The 21,327-nt window shown below is 56.3% G+C and carries 15 protein-coding genes; 8 read left to right on the plus strand and 7 right to left on the minus strand.

The features are described from left to right. The first annotated feature begins 38 nt into the window (after positions 1–38). Positions 39–2,315 carry an ATP-dependent Clp protease ATP-binding subunit ClpA gene (gene clpA, locus AC1V0D_RS02720; protein ID WP_009091142.1) on the plus strand — a complete coding sequence of 759 codons (2,277 nt, stop codon included), beginning with the start codon at positions 39–41 and terminating at the stop codon, positions 2,313–2,315. A gap of 86 nt (positions 2,316–2,401) precedes the next feature. Here the strand turns inward: clpA and infA are convergent, their stop codons facing one another. The 5 genes from infA to trxB all read right to left on the minus strand — a co-directional run bounded on the left by infA (position 2,402) and on the right by trxB (position 8,301). Further along, entirely contained in the window at positions 2,402–2,620 is a 219-nt protein-coding gene (gene infA, locus AC1V0D_RS02725; RefSeq protein WP_002211347.1) for a translation initiation factor IF-1, read from the minus strand. Between the two features lie 345 nt (positions 2,621–2,965). After that, positions 2,966–3,658: a leucyl/phenylalanyl-tRNA--protein transferase gene (aat, locus tag AC1V0D_RS02730; RefSeq protein ID WP_033736359.1), complete on the minus strand. Its 693-nt coding sequence runs from the start codon at positions 3,656–3,658 to the stop codon at positions 2,966–2,968. Between the two features lie 33 nt (positions 3,659–3,691). Beyond that, complete coding sequence (gene cydC, locus AC1V0D_RS02735; protein WP_482906937.1) at positions 3,692–5,422, minus strand: heme ABC transporter ATP-binding protein/permease CydC; 1,731 nt, start codon at positions 5,420–5,422, stop codon at positions 3,692–3,694. After that, positions 5,422–7,191 carry a heme ABC transporter permease/ATP-binding protein CydD gene (cydD, locus tag AC1V0D_RS02740; RefSeq protein ID WP_167428442.1) on the minus strand — a complete coding sequence of 590 codons (1,770 nt, stop codon included), beginning with the start codon at positions 7,189–7,191 and terminating at the stop codon, positions 5,422–5,424. Before cydD ends, cydC begins: the two co-directional genes overlap by 1 nt. Before the next feature lie 144 nt (positions 7,192–7,335). Next, positions 7,336–8,301, minus strand: coding sequence for a thioredoxin-disulfide reductase (gene trxB, locus AC1V0D_RS02745; protein WP_009091134.1), 966 nt, complete (start codon positions 8,299–8,301; stop codon positions 7,336–7,338). 110 nt (positions 8,302–8,411) lie between these two features. On the opposite strand from trxB, the gene AC1V0D_RS02750 reads away from it, so the two are divergent. The 7 genes from AC1V0D_RS02750 to AC1V0D_RS02780 all read left to right on the plus strand — a co-directional run bounded on the left by AC1V0D_RS02750 (position 8,412) and on the right by AC1V0D_RS02780 (position 18,033). After that, entirely contained in the window at positions 8,412–8,645 is a 234-nt protein-coding gene (locus AC1V0D_RS02750; protein ID WP_141629822.1) for a hypothetical protein, read from the plus strand. A 174-nt stretch (positions 8,646–8,819) separates the two neighbouring features. Continuing rightward, positions 8,820–9,314, plus strand: a complete 495-nt coding sequence (gene lrp / locus AC1V0D_RS02755; protein ID WP_006118610.1) for a leucine-responsive transcriptional regulator Lrp — start codon at positions 8,820–8,822, stop codon at positions 9,312–9,314. Positions 9,315–9,432: 118 nt separating this feature from the next. Continuing rightward, complete coding sequence (locus AC1V0D_RS02760) at positions 9,433–13,038, plus strand: DNA translocase FtsK 4TM domain-containing protein (RefSeq protein ID WP_482906938.1); 3,606 nt, start codon at positions 9,433–9,435, stop codon at positions 13,036–13,038. 177 nt (positions 13,039–13,215) lie between these two features. Then, the gene (lolA, locus tag AC1V0D_RS02765) at positions 13,216–13,827 is read left to right on the plus strand and encodes an outer membrane lipoprotein periplasmic chaperone LolA (protein ID WP_009091130.1); all 612 of its coding nucleotides are present in this window, start codon (positions 13,216–13,218) and stop codon (positions 13,825–13,827) included. A gap of 7 nt (positions 13,828–13,834) precedes the next feature. After that, a complete protein-coding gene (locus AC1V0D_RS02770) occupies positions 13,835–15,178 on the plus strand; it encodes a replication-associated recombination protein A (protein ID WP_009091128.1) in 1,344 nt (447 codons plus the stop codon). Positions 15,179–15,270: 92 nt separating this feature from the next. Then, positions 15,271–16,563 carry a serine--tRNA ligase gene (gene serS / locus AC1V0D_RS02775; RefSeq protein ID WP_009091126.1) on the plus strand — a complete coding sequence of 431 codons (1,293 nt, stop codon included), beginning with the start codon at positions 15,271–15,273 and terminating at the stop codon, positions 16,561–16,563. 318 nt (positions 16,564–16,881) lie between these two features. After that, positions 16,882–18,033, plus strand: a complete 1,152-nt coding sequence (locus AC1V0D_RS02780) for an MFS transporter (protein ID WP_058957478.1) — start codon at positions 16,882–16,884, stop codon at positions 18,031–18,033. A 53-nt stretch (positions 18,034–18,086) separates the two neighbouring features. On the opposite strand, the gene pflA is transcribed toward AC1V0D_RS02780, so the two are convergent. Continuing rightward, entirely contained in the window at positions 18,087–18,827 is a 741-nt protein-coding gene (pflA, locus tag AC1V0D_RS02785) for a pyruvate formate lyase 1-activating protein (protein WP_009091122.1), read from the minus strand. A gap of 164 nt (positions 18,828–18,991) precedes the next feature. Continuing rightward, the gene (gene pflB, locus AC1V0D_RS02790; protein ID WP_009091120.1) at positions 18,992–21,274 is read right to left on the minus strand and encodes a formate C-acetyltransferase; all 2,283 of its coding nucleotides are present in this window, start codon (positions 21,272–21,274) and stop codon (positions 18,992–18,994) included. Between the last annotated feature and the right edge of the window lie 53 nt (positions 21,275–21,327).

Consider the following 21,327-nt stretch of genomic DNA (forward strand, 5'->3'; position numbering starts at 1 on the left):
AGGAAACTGGTAAGGGCGATAATTGGGGGAGGTGCCTAATGCTCAATCAAGAACTGGAACTCAGTTTAAATATGGCTTTCGCCAGAGCGCGTGAGCACCGTCATGAATTTATGACCGTCGAGCATCTGTTACTGGCATTGCTCAGTAACCCGTCGGCCAGAGAGGCACTGGAAGCCTGTACGGTGGACCTTGTGGCTCTAAGGCAGGAACTCGAAGCCTTCATCGAACAAACCACGCCGGTGCTGCCCGCCAGCGAAGAGGAGCGTGATACCCAACCGACGCTCAGCTTCCAGCGCGTTCTGCAGCGTGCGGTTTTCCATGTCCAGTCATCCGGTCGCAGCGAAGTCTCCGGCGCGAATGTGCTGGTCGCCATTTTCAGCGAGCAGGAGTCGCAAGCGGCCTATCTGTTACGCAAACATGAAGTCAGCCGCCTTGATGTGGTGAATTTCATCTCTCACGGTACGCGCAAAGATGAGCCGGGCCAGGCGCCAGGCGCAGAAAATCCGGTTAACGAAGAGCAAGCAGGCGGGGAGGAGCGTATGGAAAACTTCACCACCAATCTTAATCAGCTTGCTCGCGTCGGTGGGATCGATCCACTGATTGGTCGCGATAAAGAGCTGGAACGTACCATTCAGGTGCTGTGCCGTCGCCGTAAAAATAACCCGCTGCTGGTGGGGGAATCCGGTGTCGGTAAAACCGCCATTGCAGAAGGTCTCGCCTGGCGCATCGAGCAGGGTGACGTGCCGGAAGTGATGAAAGAGTGCACCATCTACTCGCTGGATATTGGTTCGCTGTTAGCTGGCACCAAATATCGGGGTGACTTTGAAAAACGGTTCAAAGCGCTGCTGAAGCAGCTGGAGCAGGACGAACACAGCATTCTGTTTATCGATGAGATTCACACCATTATCGGTGCAGGAGCTGCGTCCGGTGGCCAGGTCGATGCGGCCAACCTGATCAAACCGCTGCTTTCCAGCGGCAAGATTCGGGTGATGGGTTCTACCACCTATCAGGAGTTCAGCAACATCTTCGAAAAGGATCGTGCGCTGGCGCGTCGTTTCCAGAAGATCGATATCACGGAGCCGTCTGTTGATGAGACCGTGCAGATCCTTAATGGACTGAAAACCAAGTATGAAGCGCATCACGATGTGCGTTATACCGCGAAAGCGGTGCGCGCCGCCGTGGAGCTGGCGGTGAAATATATCAACGACCGTCATCTGCCCGACAAGGCGATTGACGTCATCGATGAAGCGGGTGCGCGTGCGCGCCTGATGCCTGCCAGCAAGCGCAAGAAAACCATCAATGTCTCCGACATTGAAACCGTGGTTGCGCGTATTGCCCGTATTCCGGAGCAAAGCGTCTCTGCAACTGATCGCGATACGCTGAAAAATCTGGGCGACCGTCTCAAAATGCTGGTCTTTGGTCAGGACAACGCCATTGAGGCGCTGACCGAAGCGATCAAAATGAGCCGCGCAGGTCTGGGTCAGGATCGCAAGCCAGTAGGTTCCTTCCTGTTTGCCGGACCAACCGGTGTCGGTAAGACGGAAGTGACCGTGCAGCTGGCGAAAGCGCTGGGTATTGAGCTGCTGCGCTTTGATATGTCTGAGTACATGGAACGTCACACCGTCAGTCGTCTGATTGGTGCGCCTCCGGGCTACGTCGGCTTTGACCAGGGCGGCCTGCTGACGGATGCCGTTATCAAGCATCCTCATGCGGTGGTGCTGCTGGATGAGATTGAGAAAGCGCACCCGGATGTGTTCAACCTGCTGCTGCAGGTGATGGACAACGGTATGCTGACCGATAACAACGGACGCAAAGCGGACTTCCGCAACGTGGTGCTGGTCATGACCACTAACGCCGGTGTGCGTGAGACGGAACGTAAGTCGATTGGCCTGATTCATCAGGACAACAGCACCGACGCAATGGAAGAGATCAAAAAGATCTTTACGCCAGAGTTCCGTAACCGTCTCGACAACATCATCTGGTTCAGTCACCTGTCACCAGAAGTGATCCACCAGGTGGTCGACAAGTTTATTGTCGAGTTGCAGGCGCAGCTAGATGCCAAAGGCGTGTCGCTGGAAGTCAGTGATGAAGCCCGCGACTGGCTGGCGGAGAAGGGTTACGACAAGGCGATGGGCGCGCGTCCGATGGCGCGTACCGTGCAGGACAGCCTGAAAAAACCATTAGCCAATGAGCTGCTGTTTGGTTCGCTGGTGGATGGTGGCTCGGTATCCGTGGCGCTGGATCGTGAGAAAGGTGAACTGACCTATCATTTCCTGAGTGCGGAAAAACGGAAAACTGAAGGCACGGTGCATTAATCGCCTGCTGCAGATGTGAAAAAGGCCGGATAATTATCCGGCCTTTTTTTTCGCTGCAACCTGAAGGGCGGCGAAATTAATGTCTGTTAGCGACTACGGAAGACAATGCGGCCTTTGCTCAGGTCGTACGGGGTCAGCTCAACGGTCACTTTGTCGCCCGTCAGGATGCGGATGTAGTTTTTGCGCATTTTACCGGAGATATGAGCAGTAACCACGTGTCCGTTCTCAAGTTCTACGCGGAACATGGTGTTAGGTAACGTATCCAGTACGGTACCTTGCATTTCAATATTGTCTTCTTTGGCCATCGAATCCTCTGGGTGTACTACCTTTCAGTTGAACCGGCAAGATAATGCCCAATTCAACGATTTATGTAAAGAACCGTCGGCGATTTTGCCAACGCTTTGCCGGGGGTGCTCGTCAGGGGCGGGCATCCGGTAAAATTAGGGTGTTTATGTGGCGTCTGCGGGGGATTAGCGGGCTAAGAATCTGTATCAACCGGTTACACGCGCACGATTGAAAACAGTTCCGAGAGTGCGTTGAGATTCCCAGCCTGGCAATTCCGGCTCGTTATTGCGAAGCGCGGACGACATACCAAACCCGACTATTATACCACTTAACCGTCTTTATGTGTGCAAAACATCTCGGCGTGACTAAAAAAGGGTCTGGGTCTGCCAGCAGCCTTCGCTGACCGGCTGGCTGGCAAAGTTCTGAACATAGTGCAGATAGTCACTGCGGGGGATCTCCTGCGCGCCCAGCGAGGCAGTGTGCGGGTTAAGCACCTGGCAATCGACCAGACGCCCCTGATGGCGGATGAAATGCTGGCAAAAGACTAACAGCGCGGTTTTCGAGGCATTCTGCTGGCGGCTGAACATCGACTCGCCGCAGAAAATCTGCCCCATCGCCAGCCCATACATGCCCCCCACCAGCTGATGCGCGTCCCACACCTCAATGGAGTGGGCGTGGCCCAGCTCATAGAGTCGGAGCCAGGCGCGCTTCATTTCAAACGTGATCCAGGTGCCTTCTTCGCGACCGCTGGCGCAGCCCTCGATCACCTCGGCAAACGCCTCATTCATCGTGACGCGATAGGGCGACTGGTTATGGAAACGCTTCATGCTGCGGCTGAGATGAAACTGCTCGGGCAGAAGAACCGCGCGGGGATCGGGTGACCACCACAGGATAGGATCGCCGGACGAAAACCACGGAAAGATGCCGCGCTGATACGCATTCAGTAACCGGGCAGGGGAGAGGTCGCCCCCCATGGCCAGCAGGCCATTCGGCTCACGCAGTGCCATTTCAGGAGGCGGAAATTGCAGAGATTCCCGTGACAGTTGTATCAGTCTCATCGCGATAGGTTACTCATCAGCATTTCGCTAAGACTATAGCGCAATCCGTTGCCGGAAACGCCAGTAGCGACCCGCTTTTGAGATTAATTCGCAATGGCTGCCCTGTTCGACAATCGTCCCGTTGTCCATCACACAGATGCGATCCATCTTTTCCAGACCGCTCAGGCGATGGGTAATCATAATGACGGTTTTTCCGGCGGTCAGCTGCTGTAGCAGGGCGAGAATATGCTGTTCAGTGGTGGCATCCAGCCCTTCGGTGGGTTCATCCAGCAGCCAGAGATCGCCGTCGTGCAGTAATGCGCGCGCCAGCGCCAGCCGACGCAGTTCACCACCGGAAAGCGGCCGGCCGCCTTCGCCCATCCAGGCATTTAAGCCTTCCTGATTCTCCAGCAGGCGCTGCAGGCCAACCTGGCTCAGTACCTGATTCAGTTGCTCATCACTGGCGCCGGGAGAGGCCAGCAGTAAGTTATCGCGCAGGCTCTGACTGAAAAGATGCACCCGCTGAGTAACCACACTGATGCGCTGGCGCAGTGCTGATTCGGACCAGGCGGCGATCGGCAGATCGTTCAGGCGGATATCACCCTGCTGGCTGTTCCAGCCGCGGGTCAGCAGCGCCAGCAGGGTGGATTTTCCGCAGCCGGTGGGCCCGAGCAGCGCAATGTGTTCGCCCGCATCCACTTTAAGCGTAAATTGATCAAGCACCCGGTCTGGGCGATCGGGATAGCTGAAGCCGAGCCGATCGATATCGACCGTCAGGCTGCCGGGCCGGGCAGCGGAATGGGCCGGAAAGGTGATGGCAGGTGATTGATCGATAATGTCACTGACCCGCTGAGCCGCGGTGGTCACCTGAGACATCGGCAGAAAGGCGCCCGCGACGGGAGCCAGCGCCTCAAAGGCTGCCAGCGCGCAAAACACGACCAGCGCAATCAGCGAGCCGGGCAGTTGCTGCTGACTGACTGTCGCAGCCCCAAGCCAGAGCAGAAGTGTAACCGTCACGCCGCTAATCAGCAGCAGCAGGCTCTGCGCCAGGGCCTGCAGACGCTGCTGCTGGCATTGCGACTGCTGCCACTGCTGTTCATCTTCATCCAGTCGCTGACGCCACGCCGGCGACGCACCGTATAACGTCAGTTCTGCCTGCGCCGTCAGCCACTGCATCAGCTGTAAGCGCCAGCGGGCGCGGCCACGCGCAATGGCGACGCCCGCGGGCCGGCCCAGGCGATAAAAGAGCGCGGGCATCACGATCAGGGTGACCAGCATGATGCCGCCCAGCGTCAGGGCCAGCCCGATATCGATGAAACTCATGCCCGTGGTGACCACCACGATGACCACCAGGGCACCGGTCAGCGGCGAAATAACGCGCAGATAGAGATGATCCAGTGTGTCTACATCTGCCACAAAGCGGTTGAGCAGATCCGCCTGCCGGAACCGCAACAGCTGCCCGGGCGAAAGCGCCATCAGACGGCTGAAGGTGTGGAGACGCAGATGCTGAAGCACCCGGAAAGTCGCATCGTGGCTCACCAGGCGTTCCGCATAGCGCGCCACCGTACGAATAATGGCGGCGCCCCGCACGCCGGCCGCAGGCAGCATATAGTTAAAGCTGTAGAGGCCTGCCACGCCTGCGACGGATGAGGCGGCCAGAAACCAGCCAGACAGGGTCAGCAGGCCGATACTCGCCAGCAGGGTCGCAATCGCCAGTACGATGCCCAGCGCGAGGCGAAAAGGGTGGCGCAGCCAGAGACGAAGAAAGGGGCGCAGGGCGGACATCAGCGGATCTCCTGTTGACGATGTTGCAGCATCTCACGAAAAGCACCGGGCTGTTGCGACAGCGCCTGCCACTCTCCCTGCTGCACCAGCTTACCCGCCTCCATAACCCAGAGGGTCTGCCAGCGGCTCAGCGTATCAATCTGATGGGTAATCATCAGCGTGGTCTGTCGGGAGGCCGCCTGATTCAGCGCTGCCATTACATGTCGTTCGCTGAGTGCGTCCAGGCTGGCAGCGGGTTCATCAAGCAGTAAAAAATGCGACCTTTTGTAGAGCGCGCGCGCGACGGCGATCCGTTGCGCCTGACCCACAGAGAGCAGCTGACCCCCCTCGCCGGGGCGGGTCCCGATGCCATCGGGCAGACGCGGCAGGAACTCATTAATTCCGCACGTCTCCAGCAGCGCGGCAAATCGTTCCGCCTCCCAGGCTGCATTCATCACGATGTTGTCACGGAGCGTGGCGGCCGGTAGCTGAGGGTTCTGTCCTACCCAGCTGAGCTGCTGATGCCAGTCCGCCCGCTGCAGATCGCGCAATTCAACCCCGTTAGCCCTGAGCGATCCCCGGTAAGGCAGGAAGCCGAGCAGGGCGTTCATCAGCGCCGTTTTGCCAGCCCCGCTCTGACCGACCAGCGCAATCTGCTCACCGGCGGCGATGGTAAACGTGAGCGGGCCACACAGTACCTGACCATCGGGAGCGCAGACTTCCAGCTGGTCGGCGGTCAGCGAGAGGGATCGATTGGCCGTAAAGGGGATCTGACCCTGCTGAGGTGTGGCGGCTGGCGTAGCCTGCATAAACGCCTCGAGTGCATCGGCAGCGCCTACCGCCTGAGCTTTCGCATGATAAAACGCGCCGAGATCGCGCAGTGGCTGAAAAAATTCTGGCGCCAGAATCAGTACCAGAAAACCGGCGAACAGCGTTACGCCGCGGCCATAGTCGCCGAAATGCAATTCGCCCAGATAGGAGAAGCCAAAATAGACTGCCACGACCGCGATCGCCAGGGAGGCAAAAAATTCCAGTACGGCGGAGGAGAGAAAAGCGAGGCGCAGCACTTCCATGGTGCGCTGGCGAAAATCGGTGGTGGCGTCTGCCACTGCCTGCTGCTCTGCTGCACCCCGATAGAAGAGTCGCAGCGTCTCCCGGCCGCGCAGGCGATCCAGGAAGTTACCGCTCAGACGCGCCAGCACCAGGAAGTTCCGCCGGTTGGCTTCAGCGGCGCCCATCCCCACCAGCGCCATAAACAGTGGGATCAGAGGAGCAGTGGCAAACAGGATCAGACCCGCGGTCCAGTTGAGCGGAAAAATTGTCAGCAGAATGCAGCAGGGGATCAGCACTGCCAGCGTCATCTGCGGCAGATAGCGTGCATAGTACTCCTGCATCTCTTCAATCTGTTCCAGCAGCAGGGTCGCCCAGCTACCGGCCGGTTTACCCTGAATCCACGCCGGACCCAGCCCGGCGAGCCGGTCCAGCACCTGCTGACGTAACGCCTGACGGATCGCCTGCCCGGCACGATAGCCGGTCCGTTCACGGGCATAATTTATCAGGGCGCGCAGCACAAAGCAGAGCAGCAACAGCAGCAGGCTGGCCGTTACGGTTTCACGCGGCTGTTGCCCGATGATCAGCGTCTGAAGCAGTGAGGCCAGTAAACCTGCCTGAGCAATAATCAGCAGGGCACTGACGGTGCCCAGCAGCGTATTCAGGCGCAACCAGCGACCGCCGAAATGACGCTGCTGACGAAGCCAGCGGGTGAGATGCTGTTGCCGCGATTTATCCATGCGAGACCATGCTAAATTTCGATGACGGGGAGGAGAGGGAAAGGCATTTCCCTCCTTTCTGGCGCCAGAATCTAGCATGGGGGCAATAAAAAAGGCGACTGAAAAACCGTCGCCTGGAACATTTGAGATCAGCGGGTTAACAACTTACTGATCGTTTTTAACCAATCCATCAAGAAAACGCTCAGCGTCTAACGCCGCCATACAACCGGTGCCCGCAGAGGTGATCGCCTGGCGGTATGTGTGGTCCATCACATCACCTGCCGCAAACACACCCGGGATGCTGGTCTGCGTCGCGTTTCCGTGCAGGCCGGACTGTACTTTAATGTAGCCATTTTCCAGCGCCAGCTGTCCGTCGAAAATTGCGGTATTCGGGCTGTGGCCGATAGCGACAAACAGACCCGCCACATCCAGCGATTCGGTTTCCTCGTTCTGCGTCGAGCGCAGGGTCAGCCCGGTGACGCCCATCTGGTCACCGACCACCTCTTCCAGCGTGCGATGCGTGTGCAGCACGATATTCCCGTTGCGCACTTTTTCCATCAGACGATCAATCAGGATCTTCTCAGCACGGAAGCTGTCACGGCGATGGATCAGATGCACTTCAGACGCGATGTTCGCCAGGTAGAGTGCCTCTTCAACGGCCGTATTACCGCCGCCAATCACGGCCACTTTCTGGTTACGGTAGAAGAAACCGTCGCAGGTGGCGCAGGCAGAGACGCCTTTGCCTTTGAACGCCTCTTCGGAAGGCAGACCCAGGTAGCGCGCTGACGCACCCGTCGCAATGATCAGGGCGTCAGCCGTGTATTCGCCGCTGTCGCCGGTCAGACGGAACGGACGGTTCTGCAGATCAACGGTGTGGATGTGATCGAAAATGATCTCAGTATTGAATTTTTCGGCATGCTCATGCATACGCTCCATCAGTGATGGACCTGTCAGATCGTGCGGGTCGCCCGGCCAGTTCTCCACTTCAGTGGTCGTGGTCAGCTGTCCGCCTTTTTCCAGACCGGTGATCAGCACCGGGTTCAGGTTGGCGCGTGCAGCATAAACCGCTGCGGTATAACCCGCTGGGCCGGAGCCCAGAATGAGTAGCTTACTGTGTTTGGCCGTACTCATGCGTTCCTCAGTTTCATTCGGCTGACATAGCCTGCGATTGTAGGGAATATCCGGCAGCAATGACAAGGTTTAGGCAATTTTGTTAACGATAGCTGCAAGTGGCGTAGACGATGAATGGCAACTTTGCCTGTGCAATGCGCCAAAAGGGGGCAAAACTCCGCTTAAGCGGTGCAATAGCTGAAAAAACCTCATTTAAAAACAGTAACCCAGCGGTCTGTCTGGCATCTTGTCCTGAATTTGGTGATTTTACTTTGACAATCGCCTGCGCTTTTGCGAAAACATTATCAGAAGCGGATAACATTTATCGGAACAAAACAGGTTTTCATCGCCTGTTTTGCACTTAACGCCGAATAAAAGCAGCCTGGTATGGATAATGACGCATGATGTGGACAGACAGCATGCGTCATATCGATAAGTCTCACCCACAGGCTCTGTTAGCTCACTTCAAAAATGCCCCGAACAATGAGCGTTTTCAGGGTGTGGCAGGTAAAGGGAAGGAATGAAGAGAGACAATAATAATGGTAGATAATAAGAAACGCCCCGGGAAAGACCTCGACAGAATTGACAGGAACATTCTGAACGAACTTCAGAAAGATGGTCGTATTTCAAACGTAGAGCTTTCCAAACGCGTAGGATTATCGCCTACGCCATGTCTTGAGCGCGTGCGCCGTCTCGAACGTCAGGGATTTATTCTTGGCTACACCGCACAGCTGAACCCGCACTATCTTGATGCTTCTCTGCTGGTATTCGTTGAGATTACTCTGAATCGTGGTGCGCCGGATGTGTTTGAGCAATTTAACGCCGCTGTGCAAAAACTTGAGGAAACTCAAGAGTGTCACCTCGTTTCCGGTGATTTCGACTACCTGCTGAAAACGCGCGTTCCTGACATGTCTGCCTACCGTAAGTTGCTGGGTGAGACCCTGTTGCGCCTGCCGGGCGTAAACGACACGCGAACCTATGTCGTCATGGAAGAGGTCAAACAGAGCAATCGCCTGGTAATCAAGACTCGCTGATGCGGGGCAGGTGCAAAACCTGAGATATTTCGGTACACTCCTGTGAATTCATACAGGATCAGCGTCGGGCTTGCCCGACGCTGTTGCTTCTTACTTTACAGGCACCTGGAGAGTCCTCTTGAGCCAGGAATATACAGAAGATAAAGACGTTACGTTACAGTCGCTGAGCAGTGGACGTCGTCTGCTGGAAGCGTTGCTCATTCTGGTGGCGCTGTTTGCCATCTACCTGATGGTTTCACTGGTCAGTTTTAACCCTTCCGACCCGAGCTGGTCGCAAACGGCCTGGCATGAACCTATCCACAATATCGGCGGCAGCGTCGGTGCCTGGCTGGCTGACACCTTACTTTTCATCTTTGGTGTAATGGCGTACGCCATTCCGCCGGTTATCCTGGGTCTGTGCTGGATTGCCTTCCGTCAGCGCGATAATCAGGACTATTTTGACTACTTTGCTGTCGGGCTGCGCCTGATCGGCGTTCTTGCGCTGGTGGTCACCACCTGTGGCATGGCGGCACTCAACGCAGATGATATCTGGTACTTTGCCTCAGGCGGGGTGATCGGCAGCCTGGTGAGTAATGCCATCGCTCCCTGGTTCAGTCCGGCTGGCGGCACGCTGATGCTGCTCTGCGTCTGGGCGGCAGGTATCACGCTGTACACTGGCTGGTCATGGCTCACTATCGCCGAGAGAATTGGTGGGGTCGTGATGGGCGTGCTGACCTTTGCCAGCAACCGCTCCCGTCACGATGAACCCTGGCAGGAAGAGGATGAACAGGATTCGCGTGAGTATGATGACGCGCCTGTGCTGCATACCGGCGATCAGGATGATGATGTGCTGCTGTCTGCCCCCCGCAAAGCCGCTGAACCCTCACCGTCTGAGCAGGATCCGTTGCTGGCTAAAGCCGCCGCAGCCACCAGCGCGGCCGTCGCCACTACCGCAGAAGCGGCCGATGTGCTGCTGACTCCGGCTGCGCCTGTTGCAGCGGCAACGCCAGGAACTGCTGCGTCCGCGGCGCCTGCAGCCGTACCGCCGTCAGCGGTGCATCCAGCAGCAGAAAGCCTGTCGGCCTCCCAGCCAGCTGCGCCTGTGCAGCCGGCACCGGCTCAGAGCGCCCCTGCTTATGCGGCAGCGTCTGCGCCGACGGCAACGCAGAGTGCATCTGCGCCTGCTGCCGCACCTCCGCTTTATCACTTTGAAATGCCTGACGAGGCGCCAGCGGTTCCGGCGTTCAGTGCCTGTGACGATGATGAGCCGAAAATGGGGAACTGGCGCGACACGCCGGTCAACCCTGTGGTGCCCGCCGCAACAGCCGCGGTCACCGCCGCTGCCGCTGCCTCCCGAACCGCGACGCGCACGGCCCCGGTCTTTGACCTGGCACCTGAAACGAATCTGAATCCGCAGGTTAAGCAGGGTATTGGCCCGGCATTGCCGCGTCCTAATCCGGTAAAACTGCCTACCCGCCGTGAGCTGGCCTCGTATGGTATTAAGTTACCTTCGCAGCGTATGGCTGAAGAGAAAGCGAAAGCGGAAAGCGCTGAATCAACTGCGGCTGCATCCGATCTTCCGACTCAGGAGGCTGAAGAAGCGCAGCAGCAGGCTGAACTGCGCCAGGCCTTCCAGTCTGAACAGCAGCAGCGGTATGGCGCCGGCTGGCAGCAGGATGATGAGGAAGAACAGGAGGCGCAGCAGCAGGCCGCCCTGGCGCGGCAGTTCGCCGAACAGCAGCAGCAGCGCTATGAACCGCAAGAGCGAAAAGAACCGGTCTTTAATCTGGATACCGCGTCAGCCTTTGATTTTTCGCCAATGAAAGATCTGGTTGATGAAGGCCCGTCTGAACCGCTGTTCACCATTGCCGCTACGCCGGAACCGGAAGCGCCGGCGGTTTCACATGAACCCTGGCAGCAAGTGCGTGAGGTTTCAGAACCGCAGGCTCCGGCTCAGGTTCCTGCTCCCCCACGCTATGCGCCGGCAGAGCCCGCCTATGCTCCGCCAGCGGCAACGCCTGAGCCGGATTATGCCGCGCCTGCTTACAGCGCCCCGGCCGCGCCTCAGGCTCCGGCCCACTCTGCATCAGCCTACGCTGCGCCCGCGGCTCCTGCTTATCATGCACCGGCTGCGGACAATGCTGCGCCCGCTTATGGTTCGCCAGCGGCACCGGTTCAGCCGGTTGAAGAAGCGAAGCCGTCACTGCATGACAGCCTGATCCACCCGTTCCTGATGCGTCATGAGCAGCCGCTGGAGAAACCTTCCACGCCGTTGCCTTCGCTGGATCTGCTGACCGCACCGCCGGAAGAGGAAGAGCCGGTAGATATGTTCTCACTGGAGCAGACTGCCCGCCTGGTGGAGTCGCGTCTGGGTGACTATCGCGTCAAGGCGGAGGTGGTCGGCATTTCACCGGGGCCGGTCATCACCCGTTTCGAGCTTGACCTGGCGCCGGGTGTGAAAGCGGCACGTATCTCCAACCTGTCACGCGACCTGGCTCGCTCACTGTCGACAGTCGCGGTGCGTGTGGTGGAAGTCATTCCAGGCAAACCTTATGTCGGTCTGGAACTGCCTAACAAACATCGTCAGACCGTCTATCTGCGTGAAGTACTGGATTGTCCTAAATTCCGTGACAATACCTCTCCGCTGGCTGTGGTGCTGGGTAAAGACATTGCCGGTCAGCCGGTCGTCGCCGATCTGGCGAAAATGCCTCACCTGCTGGTTGCCGGTACGACCGGTTCCGGTAAATCGGTGGGCGTAAACGCCATGATCATTAGCATGCTTTACAAGGCGACGCCGGAAGAAGTGCGCTTCATCATGATCGACCCGAAAATGCTCGAACTGTCGGTCTATGAAGGCATTCCGCACCTGCTGACGGAAGTGGTAACCGACATGAAGGATGCGGCGAATGCGCTGCGCTGGAGCGTGGGTGAGATGGAGCGTCGCTACAAGCTGATGTCGGCGCTGGGCGTGCGTAACCTGGCGGGCTACAACGAAAAAGTTGAGCAGGCGGAAGCGATGGGACGACCGATTCCTGATCCGTTCTGGAAGCCGGGTGACAGCATGGATATGACGCCGCCGGTGCTGGAGAAACTGCCTTACATCGTGGTGATGGTCGATGAGTTTGCTGACCTGATCATGGCGGTCGGTAAAAAGGTTGAAGAGCTGATTGCGCGTCTGGCACAGAAAGCCCGTGCTGCCGGTATTCACCTGGTGCTGGCCACACAGCGTCCTTCTGTCGATGTTATTACCGGTCTGATTAAAGCGAACATCCCGACACGTATCGCCTTTACCGTTTCCAGCAAAATTGACTCGCGCACCATCCTCGATCAGGGTGGCGCAGAGTCGCTGCTGGGTATGGGTGACATGCTCTACATGCCGCCAAACTCCTCAATACCGATTCGTGTTCATGGCGCGTTTGTTCGCGACCAGGAAGTTCACGCGGTGGTTCAGGACTGGAAAGCGCGAGGCCGTCCGCAATATATCGAAAACATTACGGCGGGCGAAGAGAGCGAAAGTGCCGGTGGAATGGAAAGTGATGAAGAGCTGGATCCGCTGTTCGATCAGGCTGTCAGCTTTGTCATCGACAAGCGCCGCGCGTCCATTTCAGGCGTGCAGCGTCAGTTCCGCATCGGCTATAACCGCGCGGCACGGATCATTGAACAGATGGAAGCGCAGGGTATCGTCTCTGCACCCGGACACAATGGCAACCGTGAAGTGCTGTCGCCACCGCCACACGAAATGTAACGGTTAACAGGTTGTAACACGTCTTAATGAGCCAGTTCCGACTGGCTCATTGTTTTTATGCGGTTTATCCCCCATATCTGAATCAGCTTTCGGTTTTTTCCTCTATCCTGATGGCGGAACGGCGACCAGGCTTAAAGCAGTCATCGATGGGAACGTTTAAATAAGGAATTGAAGCAGATGAAATTACGCGTAATCGCTCTGGGCCTGTTGGCCACCTTTGCTTCAGCCAGCGTGCTGGCTGATGCGTCCAGTGATCTGCAACAGCGCCTGAATAAGGTCAGCAGCTTCCACGCCAGCTTCACACAAAAAGTCACGGACAGCAGTGGCGCCAGCGTGCAGGATGGTGAAGGCGAGCTGTGGGTCAAGCGTCCCAGCCTGTTTAACTGGCATATGACCGCCCCGGACGAAAGCATCATCATCTCTGACGGCAAATCGCTGTGGTTCTACAACCCGTTTGTTGAACAGGCGACGGTCAGCCTGCTGCAGAATGCGACGAGCAATACGCCGTTTATGCTGATTGCCCGCAACCAGTCCAATGACTGGAAGCAGTACAACATCAAACAGCAGGGCGACAATTTCGAACTGACGCCGAAAAGCAGTGATGGCAATCTGAAACAGTTTACGATTCAGGTAACGCCTGGCGGAACCATCAATCGCTTCAGCGCGGTGGAACAGGATGGACAGCGCAGCGATTATCAGCTGAAAAGTCAGCAGAATGGTGCAATCAGCCCGGACAAATTCACGTTCACACCGCCAAAAGGCGTGACGGTGGACGACCAACGTCAGTGAGGTCACGGTGAGTAACCTGTCCCTGGATTTTTCCACCGAAAATTTCAAACCTCTGGCCGCGCGTATGCGGCCAGAAACGTTGAAACAGTACATTGGTCAGCAACATCTGCTGGGTGCCGGTAAACCGCTGCCGCGTGCCATTGAGGCAGGGCACCTGCACTCCATGATCCTCTGGGGGCCCCCCGGGACCGGCAAGACCACGCTGGCTGAAATCATTGCGCACTATGGCAATGCCGATGTGGAACGTATCTCAGCCGTGACCTCCGGGGTTAAAGAGATCCGGGAGGCCATTGAGCGTGCCAGGCAGAATAAGCAGGCCGGGCGGCGGACGATCCTGTTTGTGGACGAGGTGCACCGGTTCAACAAAAGCCAGCAGGATGCTTTTTTACCCCACATCGAAGATGGCACCATTACTTTTATTGGTGCCACCACAGAAAACCCCTCTTTTGAACTCAACTCGGCATTGCTGTCACGCGCCCGCGTCTATCTGCTGAAATCCCTGGCGCTGGAAGATATCGAGCAGGTGCTGGATCAGGCGATGCAGGACAAGGCGCGCGGCTACGGCGATACAGATATTGTCCTGCCGGACAACACGCGCAGAATGATCGCTGAGCTGGTAAATGGCGATGCGCGTCGGGCACTGAACACGCTGGAGATGATGGCCGATATGGCCGAAACCACCGCATCCGGCCAGCGGGAACTCACGCCTCAGTTGCTTAATGAAGTGTCTGGCGAGCGTTCGGCGCGTTTCGACAACAAAGGTGACCGCTTTTACGATCTGATTTCGGCGCTGCACAAATCCGTGCGTGGCTCTGCGCCTGATGCGGCGCTCTACTGGTATGCACGTATCATCACCGCCGGGGGCGATCCGCTCTATGTGGCGCGCCGGTTACTGGCTATCGCCTCTGAGGATGTCGGCAATGCCGATCCGCGCGGGATGCAGGTCGCTATTGCCGCGTGGGACTGTTTCACACGCGTAGGCCCGGCAGAAGGGGAGCGCGCCATTGCACAGGCGATTGTTTATCTGGCCTGCGCACCGAAGAGTAATGCCGTTTATACCGCCTTCAAGGCCGCCATGCGGGATGCCCGTGACCATCCGGATTTTGATGTGCCGGAACATCTGCGCAACGCGCCAACGAAGCTGATGAAAGAGATGGGGCTCGGCAAAGAGTATCGCTACGCCCACGATGAAACCAACGCTTATGCCGCAGGTGAAGTCTATTTCCCGCCGGAACTGGCTGACGCGCGCTATTACCGTCCAACCCAGCGCGGGCTTGAGGGCAAGATTGGCGAAAAGCTAAGCTGGCTGGCTGAACAGGATCAAAATAGCCCGACAAAACGCTACCGCTGAAACAGACGTTACGGTAATGTGGGCAATGTTTTCAACGCATTCCGCCGGAGTGCGTCCCTTCTTTCAACCAACTTTTTAAACACAGGATAAGCATGCTCGATCCCAATCTGCTGCGTAACGAGCCAGACGCAGTCGCAGAAAAACTGGCACGCCGGGGATATAAACTGGATGTGGAAACGCTGCGTTCGCTGGAAGAGCGTCGCAAGGTCCTGCAGGTAGAAACAGAGAATTTGCAGGCAGAGCGTAACTCCCGATCCAAATCCATCGGTCAGGCCAAAGCCCGTGGGGAAGATATCGAGCCGCTGCGTCAGGAAGTGAACGCGCTGGGCGAACGCCTGGATGCCGCAAAAGCAGAACTGGATGAACTGCAGAATCAAATCCGTGACTTTGCGCTGGCACTGCCGAACATTCCGGCAGACGAAGTGCCGCTGGGTAAAGATGACAGCGAAAACCAGGAAGTCAGTCGCTGGGGAACCCCGCGTCAGTTTGATTTCCAGGTTAAAGATCACGTTGAGCTGGGTGAAGCAGCCAAAGGCCTGGATTTTGCGGCCGCCGTAAAACTGACCGGTTCGCGCTTTGTCGTGATGCAGGGACAGATTGCCCGCCTGCACCGTGCGCTGAGTCAGTTTATGATTGACCTGCACACTGAGCAGCATGGCTACCTGGAAACCTATGTGCCTTATCTGGTTAACCACGAAACGCTTTACGGTACCGGACAGCTGCCGAAATTTGGCGAAGATCTGTTCCACACCCGCCCGCTGGAAGAAGAATCAGACAGCAGCCACTATGCCTTGATTCCGACGGCAGAAGTGCCGCTGACTAACCTGGCGCGTGACGAAATCCTCGAAGAGGAGAGCCTGCCGGTCAAACTGACCGCGCATACGCCGTGCTTCCGTTCCGAAGCGGGTTCATACGGCCGTGATACCCGCGGTCTGATCCGTATGCACCAGTTCGATAAAGTGGAAATGGTTCAGATTGTCAGCCCGGAGCAGTCGATGGATGCGCTGGAAGAGCTGACAGGGCACGCCGAGAAAGTATTGCAGTTGCTGAACCTGCCTTATCGTAAGGTTTTACTCTGCACCGGAGACATGGGCTTTGGATCGACCAAAACCTACGATCTTGAAGTGTGGTTACCGGCTCAGAACACTTATCGTGAAATCTCCTCCTGTTCGAACATGGGCGATTTCCAGGCGCGTCGTATGCAGGCACGTTGCCGCAATAAACAGGATAAGAAACCACGGCTGGTACACACCCTGAACGGCTCGGGGCTGGCTGTAGGCCGTACCCTGGTTGCGGTGCTGGAAAACTATCAGCAGGAAGATGGCCGCATTGTTGTGCCTGAGGTTTTACGCCCATATATGAATGGCGCTGAGATCATTGGCTGAGCAAGCCTGACGGACTAAACCCGGCGCCAGCCGGGTTTTTTTATGCCCGCAGTTTTCAATACCCAGCCTGATTAGCGTCAAATGCATCACAAATAAACGTTATCGACAGCAGATGGGCCGTAATGCTTAAAAATCTGTATTTTCATAGAGATAGCATTTGATGTCCTGATGCCCTGTCGGATTGTAACCCACTGAAGATTAGTAAATTAAATTGTCGGACAGCAAAATGTGCTGCTGCTAAATGGCACCCATTGACTTTAAAAAAGCCAGTGGCAAACTGCGCGCAATTTCCTTTATCTGTTCTGGTTTCGATCCCCTATGTCAACCTGGTCACGCCCTGTGATTTTGCTGCTTTGCGGCCTGATGTTAATGACCGTAGCCATCGCCGTATTGAATACGCTGGTTCCACTGTGGCTGACCCATGACTTACTGACAACCTGGCAGGTGGGCATCGTAAGCTCCTCTTATTACACCGGTAATCTCGCAGGCACGCTGCTGGCTGGCTGGTTGATCAGACACTACGGATTTAATCGCAGCTATTACCTGGCAACCGGACTCTTTGCTGTCGCCACGCTTTGCCTTGCGACTCTTGAAGGCTTCTGGGCATGGAGTTCGCTGCGCTTTATTGCGGGCGTGGGCTGTGCGCTGATGTGGGTGGTGGTTGAGAGTGCGCTACTCTGCAGCGGAACGGTGCGTAACCGCGGCCAGCTTCTGGCAGCCTATATGATCGTCTACTACCTGGGCACGGTGGCCGGTCAGTTGCTGGTCAGCAGACTCTCAACAGAGTTGCTGAGTGTGATCCCCTGGGTCACGTCGCTGGTGTTCTGCGCAGTACTGCCGCTGGTCTTCACCCGCGTCTCCGCCAGCGCAGACGCGGCGGAGCCCGTACCGGCCCGCATCTGGCCTATGCTTCGTCGCCGCAGCTCGCGCCTTGGCATCAATGGCTGCATTATCTCTGGTATCGTCTTAGGTTCACTTTACGGTCTGATGCCGCTTTACCTGTCGCATCAGGGAATGAGTGATGCTCACGTGGGCTACTGGATGGCGTTACTGGTCAGTGCCGGGATTGTGGGGCAGTGGCCTATCGGTCGTCTGGCTGACCGCTTTGGTCGCATGCTGGTGCTGCGGGTGCAGGTCTTTGTGGTTATCCTGGGGGCGATGGCGATGCTGGCCAATGCCGCAATGGCACCGTCGCTGTTTGTGCTCGGCCTCGCGGGCTTTACGCTCTATCCGGTGGCGATGTCCTGGGCCTGTGAGACGGTATCACACCATGAGCTGGTTGCCATGAATCAGGCGCTGCTACTGAGTTATACCGTCGGAAGTCTGGCGGGACCGGCGATGACCTCCGTTCTGATGCAGAATTACTCTGATCGCTCACTGTTTATCATGATTGCGACGGTGGCGCTGATCTATCTGGTAATGCTGCTGCGTAAAGCGAATCATCATGCCACGCCAGTGGCGCATGCCTGATCGCGGAATAACAAAAAGGGAGCCACTGGCTCCCTTTTCTGGCATTAAATGGTTCAGTACATGACTTCGTGTCCGTAGCTGGCAAGAATATTTTTTACCCGCTCCATTGTCTCTTTCTTCGGCGGCTTCACGCCATCCAGTTTGTACTCTTCCCCCATCGCAATCCATTTGTGCTTACCCAGTTCGTGGTAAGGCAGCAGTTCAATCTTCTCAACATTCTCCATGTCGCGAGTAAATTCACCCAGCCGGTGCGCAGTATCATCATCGTCGGAATAGCCTGGCACTACGACAAAACGAATCCAGGTGCGTTTGCCTTTTTTCTGCAGGTAGCGGGCAAAGTCCAGCGTGCGATGATTCGACACGCCCACCAGAATCTGGTGGATATCGTCATTCATCTGCTTGAGGTCGAGCATCACCAGATCGGTCACGTCGAGCAGTTCATCGATCACCGGATCATAACGGCGGACAAAACCGTTGGTGTCGAGACAGGTATGAATGCCTTCCGCCTTGCAGGCACGAAACCAGTCGCGCACAAACTCAGCCTGAAGAATGGCTTCGCCTCCGGATGCGGTGACGCCACCGCCAGAGGCGTTCATGAAATGGCGATAGGAGAGCACATCCGCCATCAGGGCTTCGACGCTGATCTCTTTGCCACCATGGGTATCCCAGGTATCTCGATTGTGACAGTAAAGGCAGCGCATCAGGCAGCCCTGGAAGAAGGTAATGAAGCGGATGCCGGGACCATCGACGGTGCCGCAGGATTCAAATGAGTGGATACGACCGTTAACTGACATTGCGATGTTTTCTCCAGTGAGTCTGCCGTAACAGACGGCGCAATCTCTGTTGCGCTCAGGGCAGGAAATCGATTCTGGTGGACACCTTCACAGAGACGACCACCAGAACAGACTTTTAAATAAAAGGCTCCGCGAGGAGCCTTTTTAAGCGGGTAGGGCGGTGATTACAGTGACTGAGTAAAGGTACGGGTAATCACATCCTGCTGCTGCTCTTTAGTCAGCGAATTAAAGCGAACAGCATAACCGGAAACGCGGATGGTCAGCTGTGGATACTTCTCAGGATGCTCCATCGCGTCCAGCAGCATTTCACGGTTCATCACGTTGACGTTAAGATGCTGACCGCCTTCGATGCTGGCTTCATGATGGAAGTAACCATCCATCAGACCGGCAAGGTTGGTTTTCCGTACGTTATCATCTTTACCCAGCGCGTTCGGCACGATGGAGAAGGTGTACGAGATACCATCTTTCGCATAGGCAAACGGCAGTTTCGCAACGGAGGTTAGTGACGCTACCGCACCTTTCTGGTCGCGACCGTGCATCGGGTTAGCACCTGGTCCGAACGGTGCACCAGCGCGGCGTCCATCCGGGGTGTTACCGGTTTTCTTACCATATACCACGTTTGACGTAATGGTCAGGACAGACTGAGTCGGCACGGCATTGCGATAGGTGGTCAGCTTCTGGATTTTCTTCATGAAGCGTTCAACCAGATCGCAGGCCAGGTCATCCACCCGCGGATCGTTGTTACCGAACTGCGGATATTCACCTTCGATATCGAAGTCAATTGCCAGGCCGTCTTCATCACGGATAGGTTTTACTTTGGCATATTTAATCGCGGAAAGTGAATCCGCCGCTACAGAGAGTCCCGCAATACCGCACGCCATGGTGCGATAGACGTCCCGGTCGTGTAAGGCCATCAGTGCCGCTTCGTAGCTGTACTTGTCATGCATGTAGTGAATGATGTTCAGCGAGGTCACATACTGTTTTGCCAGCCAGTCCATGAAGTGATCCATACGCTCCATGACGGTGTCGAAATTCAGCACGTCGTCGCTGATTTTGTCGCCTTTCGGGCCCACCTGCATTTTCAGTTTTTCATCAACACCGCCGTTGATTGCATAGAGCAGTGTTTTCGCCAGGTTGGCTCGCGCACCAAAGAACTGCATTTGTTTGCCGACAATCATCGGGCTGACGCAGCAGGCAATGGCGTAGTCATCATTGTTGAAATCCGGACGCATCAGGTCATCGTTCTCATACTGCAGGGATGAGGTGTCGATAGAGACCTTCGCGGCAAATTTCTTAAAGTTAATCGGCAGTTTCTCTGACCACAGAATGGTCATGTTCGGCTCGGGTGACGGTCCCATGGTGTAGAGGGTGTTCAGGAAGCGGAATGTGCTTTTTGAGACCAGTGTACGGCCATCAACACCCATACCGGCCAGGGATTCAGTGGCCCAGATTGGGTCGCCTGAGAACAGCTCATCATATTCAGGTGTACGCAGGAAGCGGACCATGCGCAGTTTCATCACCAGATGGTCGATCAGCTCCTGGGCCTGTTCTTCTGTCAGCTTACCGGCTTTAAGGTCACGCTCAATGTAGACATCTAGGAAGGTGGATACGCGACCAAAGGACATCGCAGCACCATTCTGTGATTTCACGGCGGCCAGATAGCCGTAGTAGGTCCACTGTACCGCTTCGGCAGCATTGGTGGCCGGGCCGGAAATGTCGTGGCCATATTTTGCCGCCATCTCTTTGATCTGCGCCAGCGCACGGTGCTGATCGGAAATCTCTTCACGCAGACGAATCGTTGCTTCGAGATTTACGCCATTCTCCAGATCGTTCTGCAGTGAGGTGAACTGTGCGAATTTATCCGCCATCAGGAAATCGATGCCGTAGAGCGCGACACGACGGTAGTCACCGATGATACGTCCGCGACCATACGCGTCCGGCAGACCGGTCAGAATACCGGATTTACGGCAGCGCAGGATGTCGGGTGTATAGACGTCGAACACACCCTGGTTGTGGGTTTTACGGTATTCGGTAAAGATTTTTTTCAGTGAAGGATCAAGCTCACGGCCATAAACTTTGCATGAGCCTTCCACCATTTTGATGCCGCCGTAAGGAATAATGGCGCGCTTCAGAGGGGCTTCAGTCTGCAGACCTACGATTTTTTCCAGTGGCTTGATGATGTAGCCAGCGTCATGTGAGGTGATGGTTGAAGCAAGATCGGTGTCAAAGTCGACAGGCGCGTGGGTGCGGTTCTCAATTTTGATCCCTTCCAGCACGCTTTCCCACAATTTGGTAGTGGCTTCAGTTGCACCCGCCAGGAATGACTCATCACCTTCATAAGGGGTGTAGTTCTTCTGAATGAAATCGCGCACGTTGACGCTATTCTGCCATTCGCCTTCAGCAAATCCTTCCCATGCTGTGGCCAGTTTTGCATTAAGTTCGGTCATACTATACCTGCCTTAGATGAAGAGACTGTTACGGTCAGGCACAGCGGATGGGC

Source organism: Pantoea sp. PA1 (assembly GCF_056856975.1).

Coding starts and splice junctions, on each gene's coding strand:
- AC1V0D_RS02750 (WP_141629822.1), top strand. CDS start 8,412: ATGAATGGCAACTTTGCCTGTGCAATGCGCCAAAAGGGGGCAAAACTC.
- lrp (WP_006118610.1), top strand. CDS start 8,820: ATGGTAGATAATAAGAAACGCCCCGGGAAAGACCTCGACAGAATTGAC.
- clpA (WP_009091142.1), top strand. CDS start 39: ATGCTCAATCAAGAACTGGAACTCAGTTTAAATATGGCTTTCGCCAGA.
- serS (WP_009091126.1), top strand. CDS start 15,271: ATGCTCGATCCCAATCTGCTGCGTAACGAGCCAGACGCAGTCGCAGAA.
- cydD (WP_167428442.1), bottom strand. CDS start 7,191: ATGGATAAATCGCGGCAACAGCATCTCACCCGCTGGCTTCGTCAGCAG.
- cydC (WP_482906937.1), bottom strand. CDS start 5,422: ATGTCCGCCCTGCGCCCCTTTCTTCGTCTCTGGCTGCGCCACCCTTTT.
- trxB (WP_009091134.1), bottom strand. CDS start 8,301: ATGAGTACGGCCAAACACAGTAAGCTACTCATTCTGGGCTCCGGCCCA.
- aat (WP_033736359.1), bottom strand. CDS start 3,658: ATGAGACTGATACAACTGTCACGGGAATCTCTGCAATTTCCGCCTCCT.
- AC1V0D_RS02780 (WP_058957478.1), top strand. CDS start 16,882: ATGTCAACCTGGTCACGCCCTGTGATTTTGCTGCTTTGCGGCCTGATG.
- pflB (WP_009091120.1), bottom strand. CDS start 21,274: ATGACCGAACTTAATGCAAAACTGGCCACAGCATGGGAAGGATTTGCT.
- lolA (WP_009091130.1), top strand. CDS start 13,216: ATGAAATTACGCGTAATCGCTCTGGGCCTGTTGGCCACCTTTGCTTCA.
- infA (WP_002211347.1), bottom strand. CDS start 2,620: ATGGCCAAAGAAGACAATATTGAAATGCAAGGTACCGTACTGGATACG.
- pflA (WP_009091122.1), bottom strand. CDS start 18,827: ATGTCAGTTAACGGTCGTATCCACTCATTTGAATCCTGCGGCACCGTC.